The sequence below is a fragment of the Enterocloster lavalensis genome, assembly GCF_046603895.1.
Taxonomy (GTDB): Bacteria; Bacillota; Clostridia; order Lachnospirales; family Lachnospiraceae; genus Enterocloster; species Enterocloster lavalensis.
On record NZ_CP176637.1, the window covers coordinates 3393027 to 3408100 of the forward strand.

Here is a 15074-nt window from a genome sequence, read left to right on the forward strand (position 1 = left end):
GCAACCCGGTCCGGCAGGGATCCGGGATCCTCCCGCCCCGGCGGCGTATTTGACAGAAAGGTGAGGCAGACCATGCAGAATCCATTGTTGGAATTGCAGGAATATGAAAATTTGGCGGAGGCCCTGAAAAAGGGCAGGGGGCCCCTTCAGGTGACGGGAACGCTGGATTCCCAGAAGGTGCATCTCATGTACGAGCTGGGGCAGGACTTGCCGGCGGACGGACTGCACTTTCCGTGGAAGCTGGTGGTCACCTATGACGATACCCGGGCCAAGGAAATCTATGATGATTTCCGGAATTTTACAAAAAATGTGATGCTCTATCCGGCGAAGGACCTGCTGTTCTACAGCGCGGACATCCATGGCAATCTGATGACCCGACAGCGGATCAGCGTGCTGCGGCACCTGATGGAGGACGAGGGCGGCGTGGTGGTGACCACCATGGACGGACTGATGGATCACCTTCTGCCCCTCAAATACATGCGGGATCAGATCGTGACCGTGATGGAGGGACAGGTGCTGGATCTGGAAAAGCTGCGGGACCGTCTGACCGCCATGGGCTACGAGCGCGGGGCCCAGGTGGACGGGATGGGGCAGTTTTCCATCCGGGGCGGCATCGTGGATATTTACCCCCTGACCGAGGAGGTTCCGGTCCGCATCGAGATGTGGGACGACGAGGTGAATTCTATCCGCACCTTTGACGTGGAGAGTCAGCGGTCCGTGGAGCAGCTGGAGCAGGTGACCATCTATCCGGCCTCCGAGGTGGTGCTATCCCGGCAGCAGCTCCAGTCGGGTATCGCAAAGCTGGAGAAGGAGGCCGCTTCCTGTGAGAAGGCTTTCCGCGGCCAGCACAAGAGCGAGGAGGCCCACCGGATCAAGAGCATTATCGCGGAGCTGGTGGACGGAATCCGCGAGGGCTGGAAGCTGGGCGGGCTGGACAATTATCTACGGTATTTTGCGGAGGATACGGTGTCCTTCCTGGACTATTTTCCGGAGGAAAACAGCCTCCTTTTTCTGGATGAACCGGCCCGGCTGCGGGAAAAGGGCGAGACGGTGGAGATGGAGTTTCGGGAGAGCATGATGCACCGCCTGGAAAAGGGGTATCTGCTGCCCGGGCAGACGGATCTGCTGTATCCCGCCGCGGCGGTGCTGGCCCGGGTGCAGAGACCCAGGGCCGTGATGCTCACCGGACTGGACCAGAAATTGCAGGGAGTGAAGGTCAACCACAAGTTTGGCCTGGTGGTAAAAAACGTCAACTCCTATCAGAACAGCTTTGAGATGCTGATCAAGGACCTGACCCGGTGGAAGAAGGAGGGCTGGCGGGTGATCCTGCTGTCCGCTTCAAGGACCAGGGCCAGCCGACTGGCCAGCGACCTGCGGGAGTATGATCTGAAAGCCTTCTGCCCGGATCCGCCGGTGGGGGAGGAAGAGGGCGGAGCGCTGGGAAGCGGCCAGGGCGGGGTACCGGGAAGCAGCCAGAGCGGAGTGCTGGGAAGCAGCCAGAGCGGAGCGCTGGGAAGCGGCCAGGGCGGAACCACCGGGCAGCCTGGCGGCGGCCCCTCGCGGCCGGAATCCGCTATCCAGGTCCAGCCCGGTCAGATTCTGGTTACCCACGGCAACCTGCACCGGGGATTCGAGTATCCTTTGATCAAGTTCGTCTTTATCACCGAGGGCGACATGTTCGGCGTGGAGAAGAAGAAAAAGCGCCGGAAAAAGACGAATTACCAGGGCAAGGCTATCCAGAGCTTTTCCGAGCTGGCGGTGGGCGACTATGTGGTTCACGAGGAGCACGGACTGGGCATTTACCGCGGCATCGAGAAGGTGGAGCGGGATAAGATCACCAAGGACTACATCAAAATCGAATACGGGGACGGCGGCAACCTGTATCTGCCTGCCACCCGTCTGGAGAGCATCCAGAAGTACGCGGGGGCCGAGGCCAAGAAGCCCAAGCTGAACCGCCTTGGGGGCAGCGAGTGGTCCAAGACCAAGAGCCGGGTGAAGGGCGCGGTCCAGGAGATCGCAAAGGACCTGGTGAAGCTCTACGCCGCCCGGCAGGAGAAAGCGGGCTTCCAGTACGGGAAGGACACGGTGTGGCAGCGGGAGTTTGAGGAGCTGTTCCCCTACGATGAGACGGACGACCAGCTGGACGCCATCGACTCGGTGAAGCACGACATGGAGAGCCGGAAGATCATGGACCGGCTGGTCTGCGGGGATGTGGGCTACGGAAAGACCGAGGTTGCACTCAGAGCCGCCTTCAAGGCGGTGCAGGACAGCAAGCAGGTGGTGTATCTGGTGCCCACCACCATCCTGGCCCAGCAGCATTACAACACCTTTGTCCAGCGCATGAAGGATTTCCCGGTGCGGGTGGATATGCTCAGCCGGTTCTGCACCCCGTCCCAGCAGAAAAAGACGCTGGAGGACCTGCGCAAGGGCATGGTGGACATCGTGATCGGCACCCACCGGGTCCTGTCCAAGGATATGAAATTCAGGGATTTGGGTCTCCTGATCGTGGACGAGGAGCAGCGCTTCGGCGTGGCCCACAAGGAGAAGATCAAGCAGATGAAGGAGAACGTGGACGTTCTGACCCTGACGGCCACGCCCATTCCCAGAACCCTGCACATGAGCCTGGCGGGCATCCGCGACATGAGCGTGCTGGAGGAGCCACCGGTGGACCGCACGCCCATCCAGACCTACGTGATGGAGTACAACGAGGAAATGATCCGGGAGGCCATCAACCGGGAGCTGTCCCGGGGCGGTCAGGTGTATTATGTATACAACCGGGTGACGGACATCGACGAGGTGGCCAACCGGGTGGCGGCCCTGGTGCCGGAGGCGGTGGTGACCTTCGCCCACGGCCAGATGCGCGAGCACGAGCTGGAGCGGATCATGGCGGACTTTATCAACGGGGAGATCGACGTGCTGGTATCCACAACGATTATCGAAACGGGCCTTGATATCCCCAATGCCAACACCATGATTGTGCACGATGCGGACCGCATGGGCCTGTCCCAGCTCTACCAGCTGCGGGGCCGTGTGGGCCGCTCCAACCGGACCTCCTACGCGTTTTTGATGTATAAACGCGACAAGCTGTTAAAGGAGGAGGCCGAGAAGCGCCTTCAGGCCATCCGGGAGTTCACAGAGCTGGGATCGGGCATCAAGATCGCCATGCGCGATCTGGAAATCCGCGGCGCGGGAAATGTACTTGGCGCGGAGCAGCACGGCCACATGGAGGCGGTGGGCTACGACCTGTACTGCAAGATGTTGAACGAGGCGGTGCTGGCCCTAAAGGGCGAGACCGTGGAGAGCGAGACCTACGAGACGGTGGTGGAGTGCGATATCAACGCCTACATTCCCGCTTACTATATCAAGAACGAGTACCAGAAGCTGGATATCTACAAGCGCATTTCCGCCATCGAGACCGAGGACGAGTACATGGATATGCAGGATGAGCTCACCGACCGGTTCGGCGACATTCCGAAGAGCGTGGAGAATCTGCTGAAGATCGCCGCCTTAAAGGCCATGGCCCACAGGGCCTACGTGACGGAGGTGTCCATCAACCGCCAGGAGGTGCGCCTGACCATGTACCAGAAAGCGCGGCTGAAGGTAGAGCTGATCCCGGAGTTCGTGCAGAGCTACAAGGGAAAGCTGAAAATGATGCCGGGCGAGGTTCCGGTACTTCTGTACACGGACACCCGGAACAAGAACAAGGACAGCTTCCCGATGATGAAGATGGCAAGGGAGTTGGTGGAAGGGCTGACCGGGCTGACGGAAGGTTGAAATACTGCCGTGTCCAACGGTTAAAAACTGTTGGCACGGCTATTTTCACGGTGAAACAAAAAGAGGACCAGTATTTCGCGTGTGCCGCGAAATACTGGTTGTGACGGTCGGGTTGCTGTGATTCATAACTCCGCCTTTTACCAATCAGACGAAGTAAAACCGCCCTGCAAACAAGAAGCCGAATCAATTTATTTTTCTCTAAGTATCGAAGAACCTTTTGAGCCGTCTCCATTTAACCATTGCCATGTTTCATGAAGCTCTAATTTTCCACTTTCTAACATAACGGGTATGCTATGGCACGTTCCGACCCTAAGCTGATTTTGATTGTTTAAGTGATGATAAACAAAATCCATTGAATTGTCATCAAAAACTGTTCCGATAAGATGCCCTTTTATGACGTCGCCGCCATAATAATCTGCATATAGAATACGTCCCTCCTGATGATATTCAAACAGGGTATGATCGTCTACTTCCCCATTTTCGGTATTTAGTTCTGGAACAAATAGCTTCCCTTCATAATTAATTTTTATCATTCATTTTCTCCTCATTTTATTCCGATTGCTGGTCTGCGCATTATAAGTCCGGGGCGTTTGCCCATAGTCTAAAGCAATGCGGTACAAAAGTCAATTTTTATACGGGTGAGTTTGGTCAGAACCTCGCAGCCATGCGATATACCGGCTTTTAAGAAAGCGATAGCCAACTCATTATTTTAACCCATACAAATGCGGTCGAACATTGACATTTTCCCATTTTTCTGTTAAATTACTAACTAAGAAAATATACCGATTTATGCAAAGAGCTATAGATTAAAATAATGATTGTTTAATCTATAGCTCTTTTGCGGATATGGAGGAGTGGAAACATGAAATACATCGTGAAACGAATCCTGCAGATGATCCCCTCGGTGCTGCTGGTGCTTCTGATCACATTTACGCTGTCCCGCATCGTGCCCGGCGACCCGGCCCGTATGATGGCGGGCGAGCAGGCGCCGGAGGAGGCGGTGGAGCGGATTCGCGAGGAGATGGGGCTCAACGATCCCATTCCCAAGCAGTTCGTGGACTACGTGGGGGACGTGCTGCACGGGGACCTGGGCACGGCCTGGCACACCGGAAAGCCGGTTACATATGATTTCGCCATGCGTTTCCCGGCGTCCCTGGAGCTGGCGCTGTGCGCCCTGCTGCTGGCGGTGCTGATCGGCATTCCCGTGGGCATATACGCGGCCTCGAAAAAGGACTCGGCGGCGGACCACGTGTCCCGGGTGGTGACGCTTCTGGGCACCAGCGTGCCGGTGTTCTGGCTGGGCTTCATGCTGATCTACCTGCTCTACGCCAAATACGACCTGATCCCCGCGCCCATCGGCCGGATTTCGGACAATATTTACCCGCCTACCCAGATCACGGGGCTTTACCTCTTGGACAGCCTGCTGACCGGGGACATGATCGCGTTTAAGAGCGCGCTCTCCCACATCCTGCTGCCGGCCATCTGTTTGAGCTTCGGCTCCCTGGCGGTGATCTCCCGCATGACCCGCAGCAACATGATCGAGGTGCTGAACCTGGACTACATCCGCACGGCCCGCTCCAAGGGCATCAAGGAGCGCCAGGTTGTGGGCAAACACGGGCTGCGCAACATCCTGGTGCCTGTGATGACGGTGATCGGCGCCCAGCTGGGCGGCCTGATCGGAAATGCCGTGGTGGTGGAGACCATTTTCAACTGGCCCGGGGTGGGAAGCTATATCACCCAGTCCATTTTACAGACGGACTACGCGCCGGTGCAGGCATTTACGGTGGTCAGCGTGCTCATTTACATGGCGATCAACCTGATACTGGACATCCTGTACGCGGTGGTAGACCCGAGAATCACATACAATTAGGAGGAAGAAAGATGAGTGAGCAGAAGAATATCGGAATTGACAGGCCCTCCTTTCTTCAACGGCTGGTAAAGCAGAAAATGGCGCTGGTGGGCGGGATCGTGATCCTGCTGTGGCTGCTGATCGGCCTGGTGTCGTTTTTCTATACGCCCTACGGGCCCAATGAGGTCAATATGGCGGAAAAGCTCCTGGCCCCCGGCGCGGGACATCTGATGGGAACGGACAACTTCGGCCGTGATATTTTGAGCCGTATGATGTGCGGGGCCAGAATCTCCCTGCTGCTGGGCTTTGTGGCGGTGTGCATTTCCCTGTGCATCGGCATCCCGCTGGGAGCATTTTCCGGGTATTACGAGGGAAAGGCCGGAAATCTGATTATGCGCGTGATGGATTCGCTCCAGGCGTTCCCCATGCTGATTCTGGTGATGTCCATCTCCGTGGCCCTGGGGCGCAACAGCTTCAGCGCCATGCTGGCCGTGGGCATAGCGGGTATCCCCAATTTCGCCCGCCTCATGTACGCCCAGACCCTTTCGGTCAAGCAGAGCGCCTTCATCGAGGGCGAGCACGCCATCGGCCTGCCCCGGCGGGACATTCTGGTGCGGCATATCCTGCCAAACTGTATCACGCCGATTCTGGTGCGCCTGTCCCTGAGCCTGGGCAGCGCCATTCTGACGGTTTCCAGCTTAAGCTTTCTGGGAATCGGTGTGCAGCCGCCTACGCCGGAGTGGGGGTATATGATCTCCGACGCCCGCGGGTATATTCTGACCGGGGAGTGGTGGATGATCTTTTTCCCGGGCCTGGCCATCGCCAGCCTGGTGCTGTCCTTCAACCTGTTCGGCGACGGCCTGCGGGACGCCCTGGACTACCGGACGCAGTAAGAATGTTCGTGCAATGCGCCGCCAAGGCGTGTGCGGATACCTGGCATTTTCCGCGCGCGGACCTGCGGTACACGGCACTGGACCTCTGCCGGGGAACCTGAGAGCGATTCTTAAGGGGGCCCAGGCAGAGGTTCGAACATAGAGTTTCAGACACATATTTTAGAAATGGAGGAGAACAAGTTATGAAGAAACGATTTCTGGCGGCATTGACCGCCGCTGTGATGGCAGCGTCCCTGGCGGGCTGCGGAGCCAACGCAAATGCAAACAACCCCAACGCCACCACGGCGGCCACTACAGCCGCGGGCGAGAGCGGGACGGCCCAGGAGGGCGGAGAGACCCAGGCGGCCGCGGACAATACGGCAAACGCGGGCGGCAAGGTGCTGACTCTGGCCTACGCCGAGGGCGGCAAGACGCTGAACCCCACCCAGGGCACGGATTCCACCTCCGCCGAGTTCATCAACGCGGCCTACGACCAGCTGGTCACCTACGGAACCAAGAAAAATGACCAGGGTTACGAGATGGCGGACACCAGCGACATTCAGCCTTCTCTGGCCAAGAGCTGGGAGGCGTCTGATGACGGCCTTTCCTATGTGATCCATCTGGATGAGAACGCCAAGTTCGCCAACGGGGACCCGGTTACCGCCGACGCGGTGATCTATTCCTTTAACCGCATCAAGAATTCCAACTATACGGGTTTTCTGTACTCCCTGGCCAACATCGACACCATGGAGAAGACCGACGACCTCACCGTGACCTTTAAGCTGTCCAAGCCCTGCACCATTTTCTTTAATCTGCTGCAGATGCACATTTTCTCCATCGTGAACCCCAACCAGCTGGAGGGGATGTCCGAGGAGGAGATCGACACCTTCCTGACCACCACCACTGTGGGTTCCGGCGCATTTGACATCGAGAAGTGGGATGCCACCACCGAGGTCATTTTAAACGCCCGTCCCGACTACTGGAAGGGGAAAGTGGATTTGGACAAGGTGATCGTGAAGATCATTCCCGAGCCCTCCAACCGTGTGCTGCTGGCGGACAAGGGCGACGTGGATATCGCGAGAGTGATCCCGCCCAAGGACCTGTCCAAGCTGGAGGGTAACGCGGACCTGGATATCCGGGTGTACGAGAGCGTTTCCATCGTGTACCTGTCTCTGAACACCCAGAAAGCGCCCCTGGACAATGTGAAGGTGCGCCAGGCGTTAAACTACGCGGTTCCCTATGACGTAATCGTGAACGACGTGATGAGCGGGAAGGCCAAGAAGCTGGACTACGTGATTCCCAGCGCGATGCCGGGCCATATCACGGACACCACCGGGGCCTACACCCAGGATTTGGACAAGGCGAAAGCCCTGCTGGCCGAGGCTGGATACGCTGACGGATTTGACATGAAGCTGGTGATCAGCACCGGCAACCAGGACTATGAGGACACCGCCATTCTGGTGCAGGCCGAGCTGGCGAAGATCGGCGTGAACTTAAGCATCGAGAAAATGGAGCGGGCCCAGTATCTGGAAGCCACCAGAAGCCACAACTTTGACATGGCGATCTCCAGCTATTCTTCCTTTGTGAACGACCCGGGTTATTTCTTCGGAAACTGCCTGTATTCACAGGGTGAGTACAACTACGGCTCCTACAAGAGCGACGAGGTGGACGGTATCTGGGACAAGGCCGAGTCCTCCAACGACTTGGAGGAGCGCTATGAGCTGTACACCGAGGCCCAGAAGATCGTGGCTGAGGACGCTCCGTGGGTGCCGCTGTATGAGAAGTCCAATATTTACGTGCTGAACAAGAATGTGAAAAGCTTTATGTATTATCCAGACGGAGCCGTGCGTTTTGCACAGATTTCCAAATAATGGAATAAAAAAGATTTGAGGGTTAAGTATGGAGCCGATTTTAAAAGTACAGGATTTGCATACAGAGATAACGACCAATTACGGCACCTTTGAGGCGGTGAGCGGCGTCAGCTTCGAGCTTGGAAAGGGCGAGACGCTGGGGCTGGTGGGGGAGTCCGGCTGCGGAAAGAGCCTGACCTCCTTATCCATCACCGGGCTTTTGGGGCCCAAGGTCCGGGTGTCCGCCGGGGAGGCCATGTTCGAGGGGAGAGATATTTTCAAGCTCTCCCCCAAGGAGATGCGCCAGCTGCGGGGCGGAAAGATTTCCATGATTTTCCAGGAGCCTATGACCGCGTTAAATCCGCTGTTTACCGTGGGCAACCAGATGGTGGAAATGATGCTGCCCCACATGAAGATCACCAAAAAGGAAGCGTTAAAGCGCTCGGTGGAGCTGCTCACCGATATGGGAATCGAGCGGCCGGAGCAGGTGGTGAAGTCCTATCCCTTCGAGTTGTCCGGCGGTATGCTCCAGCGGGTGATGATCGCCATGAGCCTGTCCTGCAACCCCAAGATTCTGATTGCGGACGAGCCCACCACGGCTCTGGACGTGACGATCCAGGCCCAAATCCTCAAATTAATGAATGAACTGAAGCACAAGTACGACACCTCCATTATCCTGATCACCCACAACCTGGGCGTGGTGGCGCAAATCTGCGACCGGGTGGCGGTGATGTATTTCGGGAGAATTATGGAGACGGCTCCGGTGAAGCGGCTGTTCGAGCAGCCGCTCCACCCCTACACCAAGGGCCTGTTCCTGTGTATCCCCAAGCTGGATCAGGATGAGGATTTCTTGAGCACCATCCCCGGAATGGTTCCGGCGCTGACGGAGAAAACAGAAGGGTGCGCATTTGCGCCCCGCTGTCCGCGGTGTACGGACCGCTGCCGCAGAGAGGAGCCGGAGCTGGTGGAAGTGGAAGAAGGGCATTTTTGCAGATGCTGGGGCGTTCTGGAGGATAAGGCATGAGCAGACTGTTGGAAGTAAAGAATCTGAGCAAATTTTATACGAGCAAACAGGGCTTTTTCGGCGCCAAGTCCGAGACCGTGAAGGCGGTCAACCAGATCAGTTTCCACGTGGACGAGCAGGAGACCCTGGGAATCGTGGGGGAATCCGGCTGCGGTAAGTCCACAACCGGGCGGGCGGTGCTGCGCCTCCATGAGCCGACGGAAGGGGAAATCCTATACCGCGGGAAGGATATCTGCAAGCTGAGCCTGGAGGAGATGAAGCCCTACCGGCAGAAGATGCAGATCGTGTTCCAGAACGCAAACTCGGCCCTGGACCCCAGGTGGACGGTGGAGCAGTCCCTGGCGGAGCCCATCCGGCTCCATTACCCGCAGATCAGCCAGAAGGAGCTGGACGAGCGCATCGACCGCCTGATGGAGGAGGTGGGCTTCGCGCCCATGTACAAGAAGAAATATCCCCACGAGTTCTCCGGCGGCCAGCGCCAGCGAATCGGGATCGCCAAGGCGATCTCCGTCAGCCCGGAATTCGTGGTCTGCGACGAGCCGGTGTCCGCCCTGGATGTGAGCGTGCAGGCCCAGGTGCTGAACCTGATGAAGAAATTGCAGAGGGAACGGAAGCTGTCCTATATGTTCATCTCCCACGACCTGTCCGTGATCCGGTTCATCAGCGACCGGGTGGGCGTGATGTACGCCGGGCGGCTGGTGGAGGTGGCGGAGACGAAGGAGTTCTTCGAGAACGCGCTGCACCCGTATTCGCGTGTGCTGATGGCGGCCGTGCCGAAGCCGGTTGTGATGGACGACAAGGACGAGCTGTACCGGGGAATCGGGAAGATCGCCAAGGCGTCCCGGGAAGGGTGCCCGTTCTGTTCCAGATGTGCGCAGGCTACAGAGCGATGCAGAGGGGAGATGCCGGAGCAGAGGGAAGTGACCGAAGGGCATTTCGTGTCGTGTCATTTGTATGAGTAAGTGTGTGATTGAGGTTTGAGAGAGATAGAAGAAGGGGGCTGCCGCGATTGGGTGATATGCGGCGGCCCCCTTTTTTGGTATTTCGGATGTAGAAAGACGGTTTACAGGTCCAAAAGTTTGTCCGCGGAAATCCATCCTCCTTCACGGGCAGATTTCTCGCCTTCTTCCAACTGGGCCAAAAGGGCGGCCGAGGCGCGCAGCCGGTAAAGATCTTCAATTTTTAAAATGGCATATTCAATATGCCCGTCTATTGTCAGGTAGACTGGTTGGTTCTTTCGCACCTCTTTTAAGACTTCCATATAATTTTCCAAATCACAAACAGGTCGAATATGGGACATAGCGCTCATCTCCTTATGTGGTTATTTTGTTTTTGGCCAGACGCGCCAAAAAGGCGCTCCCATCACCCCTGCTGCGTCGCCAATCCCAAATCAAACGGCAACGCATTGGGAATCGTGGCGTCGTAGACCAAATTGTCCGTAAAGTCCAACCCAGACTCTTCCGTCCGGCAGGTCTTTCGGAACTGGGCCGGGGACATGCCGTAGGCCTGTTTGAAAATGTGGTAGAAATGGCTCAGGCTGTCGAACCCGGCGTCCTCGCAGATGGCGATCACCTTCTCGTCCGTGTTCTGGAGCTGGTTCACCACATACTCCAGCCGGATGTCGTTGATCAGCTGAGTTGGGGATTTCTGTAAATACTTCCGGCAGGCCCGGGACAGGTGCTCGATGCTCTTGCCGGACAGGCGGTACAGGGCGGGAAGGCCCTCCACGAAGTTCTCCTTTTTCAGCATCTCCAGGCTGAGCCAGCGCAGCCACTCCGGGGCCCGGCCGGAGCTCTTCTGGGGGGAGAGCACGAAGTATTTGGTTAGAAGGCCAAACACGGTGATGCGGAAAAATACGTCGGATTTCTCCTTCAGGATCTTCTTGGTCAGCACCAGCTGCTCCAGCTCTGTGAGAATGGACTTGAACTCCTTCATGGACACCTGGACGTGGGGCGGGCAGGGCGGGGAGAGCAGATCGTCCCGGAAGGTGCCGCCCAGATACTGGGTGAGCCGGTCAAAGGTTTCCTCGGGCACGATCATGTTGATGATCTTGAAGTTGGAGGTCACGTCCATGTAACAGTGCACGTCGTCCGGGCGGATAAAATAGAGGGCCCCCGGAGACAATGGCTCGGAAGTGGAGTTGATCAGGTGGGTGCCGTAGCCCTGGGCTACGATAAACAGTTCATAGTAGCTGTGGCAGTGGATCTTCACCAGCTGACGCCGGTCCGTGATGAAGCTGGCGTAACCGTGGCTGGGGGAGCTTAAGATCCGGTTGGCGGTCAGGCGGGGGATATTTTTCATCTTTGTTGACCTCCTTGTGCTTGATTAATATCAATATACAACAAATAAAATATCATTTCAAGACAAGATAAGCCCACATATCTGTGATAATATCTAGTTGAATCAAGAAAAAGTTGTACAAAATGCGCAGAAAAAACCGGTTTTGGCGAACTGAGTACAAAATAGCTATGTCATAATATGGGAAAGAAGGAAACTATGAACCATTTCAAAGTAAAAAACCCGCGAACGGACCTGTCTTTTGAGATTGCCTTCACAAAAGCCTACCGCGACGCCGTAAAGCGGTACACCCATCCGGCGCAGATCGAACTGGCGTGCCTGCGGGCCCAGTACCCGGCGATCCTCCATCCGATCCAGGATGAGGACCTGTTGGCCGGAAGGGTGGAGGCCGGGCTGGTGGGACTTGGCATCCAGGGGCAGACCGGCGGGTACGGCTACTATATCGACGAGCCGCGGGTGACGGAGGCGCTGGAGTTCGGCGAGGGGAACGCAAAATACCGGGAGGATCTTCACGACCTGCTGATTTTCTGGAAAACCAACAGCAGCAACAATAAGGTCTTAAGGAACACCCCGGATTCCATCAAAAATATCCTCTTTTCCGATAACTGGAAACAGACCCCCCTCCCCGCCTCGCCCATTATCCGCATGGCGGGGGCGTACCTGGACTTTGACAAGCTGATCCGCCTGGGACTCCCCGGTATGAGGGCGGAGGTAACGGCTTACCGGGAGAAGGCGGAGCAGGAAGGCGGGGACGCGGTGCTCTACCAGTGTATGGACGGCTCCCTGGAGCTCATGGGGCAGGTGTGCCTCTGGTACCGGGATCAGGCCCTGGAGCTCTTAGCCCAGGCCGCAGATGAGAAGCGAAAAGGGGAGCTGCGCCGCATGGCCCAGGCCCTGGAAGCTATTGCAGAGCGCCCCCCCGGCTCCATGATGGAGGCGCTGCAGCTGGTGTGGATTTACGGCATCATGGCCCCGCTGCTCCAGTTCGGGCGCATGGACGTTTACCTGGGAGACTGGTACGCCCACGACATCGACAACGGGGTGCTGACCGAGGAGGAGGCCCTGGCGCTGCTCCAGAGCTATTTCCGGCAGATCGACAGCCTGGACAGCGAGACAGACTGCCGCGTGATCGTGGGGGGCTACGGAAGGCGCAACCCTGAGAACGCGGACCGGCTGTGTATGACGGCTCTGGAAGCCTGCCGCACGGTGCGGGAGATTCTGCCTCAGTTCACCCTGCGGTTCAACCGGGAAACGCCGGAGTGCGTCTGGGACGCGGCCATGCGCTGCATCGAGGAGGGACGCACCTACCCGCTGCTCTACAACGACGACGTGCTGGTGCCCGGCCTGATGAACGCCTTCCATGTGAGCCGGGAGCGGGCGGAGACATACGTGCCCCTGGGCTGCGGGGAGATGGAGTTCGACCACTACAGTTTCGGAACGCCAAGCGGTTCCCTGAACACGTTAAAGATTCTGGAGCTGGCGGTCCGGGGCGGCTATGAGCCTATTATGGACTGGCATCTGGGAAAGCAGTTGAAGCCCATCACGCAGTGCCGGACATTTGAGGAGTTTTTCCGGGTTTATAAAGAAAACCTGCGGTACTATATTGAGGCCCAGGCCATTTTTGAGAAATATGAGTATGAGATCACGGGGAAAATGCACAGCTTTATGTACGTGTCCATGCTCTACGACGGCGTGCTGGAGAGCGGCAAGGCGATATTCGACGGCGGCTGCCGGTATCTGGCCGGGACGCTGGAACTCTACGGCGTGGTCAACACGGTGAACAGCCTGGCGGCGGTGAAAAAACTGGTGTACGAGGATGGCACCGTCAGCGCCGGGGACCTGCTGCAGGCCATGAACGACAACTTCACCGGCTGGGAGGCCCTGCGCAGGCAGCTGCTGGACGTGCCCAAGTACGGAAACGATAACGACTATGTGGATCAAATCTTCGTGGAGCTTCACGACTGGCTCTGCGAGACCATCAGCAGCCAGGCGGAAAAGGTGGGCCTAAAGAGCTATCTGGCGGTGAACATCAACAATGCACAGAACACCACCCTGGGGCGCTGGGTGGGGGCCACGCCGGACGGCAGAAAGGCCGGGATGCCCATGGCAAATGCCAACAACCCCTCTTCCGGAACGGATAAAAACGGTCTCACCGCCATGCTCAATTCCATTTTGAAGCCCCGGCACGACAATCACGCGGGTATGGTGCAGAACCTGAGATTGTCCCGGGAGACTTTTGAACAGAACCGGGAGAAGGTGAAGGGGCTGATCCGAAACTATTTTGACCGGGGCGGAGCGCACCTGATGATCACCGTGGTGGGTAAAGAGGACCTGAAAAAGGCCATGGAGCACCCGGAGGACTACCAGGACCTGATCGTGCGGGTGGGTGGCCTCAGCGCAAGGTACGTGCAGCTGAAAAAGGACGTACAACAGGAGATTTATGACCGTGCAACCTATTGATCAGCACAATTATAATAAGGAAATAAAAGGAATTCTTTTTGATATCCAGCGTTTTTCCGTAAACGACGGGCCGGGGATCAGGACCAACCTGTTTTTTAAGGGCTGTCCCCTGCGCTGTAAGTGGTGCCACAACCCGGAGTCCTACCGGCCGGGGAGGCAGCTCTCCTTCCAGCCCTCGGCCTGCACCGGCTGCATGGCCTGCGTCTTGGCCTGTACCCGGGGCGTCAATCAGGCGGTGAGAGAGGGCGGGCGGGAACTTCTGGCCGTGGATTACAGCCGCTGCGCCGCCTGCGGGGAGTGCCTGAAGGTCTGCTGCTACGACGCGCGCTCCATCATCGGGAGGGAGTACACGGCGCGGGAGCTGAACGAGCAGATTCTGGTGGACCGGGCTTATTACCAGGTGAAGGACGAGGAGGGAAATACCGGCGGCGTGACGCTGACCGGCGGGGAGCCCATGAGCCAGTTTCCCTTTGTGGAGCGGCTTTTGGACGAGCTGGACGGAATCCATGTGTGTATGGAGACGAGCGGTTTCGCCCCGGAAGAACAGTTCGCCCGTCTGCTGGGAAAGGTGGATCTGTTTCTCTTTGACTACAAGGCCACCGATCCAGAGAAGCACCGGGAATTCTGCGGCGTGGACAACCGGCTGATTCAGAGCAATCTGAAATTTCTCTGTGATCACGGGGCGGATATTATCCTGCGCCTGCCGTTGATTGCAGGGCTTAACGACGACGAGGCGCATTTTAAAGCCGTGGCCGGGCTGGTGGAGCGGTATCCCAATATCCGGCGGGCGGAGATTATGGCCTACCACAATCTGGGCGTCTCCAAGGCGGATCAGATCGGGATGGCCGGGGAGCTGTGGGATCAGGAAAATACCTCGGCAAAGCAAAAGGAAGTATGGCTCAGGCGGTTTAAAGACCTGGGCCTCACAAAAATAAAAATTGGATAAT

11 protein-coding genes are annotated in these 15074 nt (G+C 57.4%); 8 read left to right on the forward strand and 3 right to left on the reverse strand.

Going from position 1 to position 15074, the window contains the following annotated elements:
• Positions 1-72: 72 nt before the first annotated feature.
• A complete protein-coding gene (gene mfd / locus ACK2JC_RS15180; protein ID WP_320937516.1) occupies positions 73-3774 on the forward strand; it encodes a transcription-repair coupling factor in 3702 nt (1233 codons plus the stop codon).
• Between the two features lie 188 nt (positions 3775-3962).
• Here the strand turns inward: mfd and ACK2JC_RS15185 are convergent, their stop codons facing one another.
• The gene (locus tag ACK2JC_RS15185) at positions 3963-4307 is read right to left on the reverse strand and encodes a n-acetylglutamate synthase (RefSeq protein ID WP_118754376.1); all 345 of its coding nucleotides are present in this window, start codon (positions 4305-4307) and stop codon (positions 3963-3965) included.
• Between the two features lie 329 nt (positions 4308-4636).
• Here ACK2JC_RS15185 and ACK2JC_RS15190 point away from each other — a divergent pair, with 329 nt between their 5' ends.
• The 5 genes from ACK2JC_RS15190 to ACK2JC_RS15210 all read left to right on the forward strand — a co-directional run bounded on the left by ACK2JC_RS15190 (position 4637) and on the right by ACK2JC_RS15210 (position 10331).
• On the forward strand, positions 4637-5644 hold the full coding sequence (locus ACK2JC_RS15190) for an ABC transporter permease (protein ID WP_092365711.1): 1008 nt from the start codon (positions 4637-4639) through the stop codon (positions 5642-5644).
• An 11-nt stretch (positions 5645-5655) separates the two neighbouring features.
• Positions 5656-6516 (forward strand): ABC transporter permease, encoded by an 861-nt coding sequence (locus tag ACK2JC_RS15195; RefSeq protein WP_320937515.1) that lies wholly within the window; start codon positions 5656-5658, stop codon positions 6514-6516.
• Positions 6517-6698: 182 nt separating this feature from the next.
• Entirely contained in the window at positions 6699-8366 is a 1668-nt protein-coding gene (locus tag ACK2JC_RS15200) for an ABC transporter substrate-binding protein (RefSeq protein WP_320937514.1), read from the forward strand.
• Between the two features lie 28 nt (positions 8367-8394).
• Entirely contained in the window at positions 8395-9369 is a 975-nt protein-coding gene (locus ACK2JC_RS15205; protein ID WP_320937513.1) for an ABC transporter ATP-binding protein, read from the forward strand.
• Positions 9366-10331: an ABC transporter ATP-binding protein gene (locus ACK2JC_RS15210; protein ID WP_092365723.1), complete on the forward strand. Its 966-nt coding sequence runs from the start codon at positions 9366-9368 to the stop codon at positions 10329-10331. The genes ACK2JC_RS15205 and ACK2JC_RS15210 overlap by 4 nt, the downstream gene beginning before the upstream one ends.
• A 101-nt stretch (positions 10332-10432) precedes the next feature.
• Here ACK2JC_RS15210 and ACK2JC_RS15215 read toward each other — a convergent pair whose 3' ends face one another.
• The gene (locus ACK2JC_RS15215; protein WP_320937512.1) at positions 10433-10669 is read right to left on the reverse strand and encodes a prevent-host-death protein; all 237 of its coding nucleotides are present in this window, start codon (positions 10667-10669) and stop codon (positions 10433-10435) included.
• 62 nt (positions 10670-10731) lie between these two features.
• The gene (locus ACK2JC_RS15220; RefSeq protein WP_320937511.1) at positions 10732-11670 is read right to left on the reverse strand and encodes a helix-turn-helix domain-containing protein; all 939 of its coding nucleotides are present in this window, start codon (positions 11668-11670) and stop codon (positions 10732-10734) included.
• 195 nt (positions 11671-11865) lie between these two features.
• On the opposite strand from ACK2JC_RS15220, the gene ACK2JC_RS15225 reads away from it, so the two are divergent.
• Both ACK2JC_RS15225 and ACK2JC_RS15230 read left to right on the forward strand, forming a co-directional pair.
• Positions 11866-14127, forward strand: a complete 2262-nt coding sequence (locus ACK2JC_RS15225; RefSeq protein WP_320937510.1) for a pyruvate formate lyase family protein — start codon at positions 11866-11868, stop codon at positions 14125-14127.
• A complete protein-coding gene (locus ACK2JC_RS15230; RefSeq protein WP_166434542.1) occupies positions 14114-15073 on the forward strand; it encodes a glycyl-radical enzyme activating protein in 960 nt (319 codons plus the stop codon). The genes ACK2JC_RS15225 and ACK2JC_RS15230 overlap by 14 nt, the downstream gene beginning before the upstream one ends.
• The last annotated feature ends 1 nt before the right edge of the window (position 15074 follow it).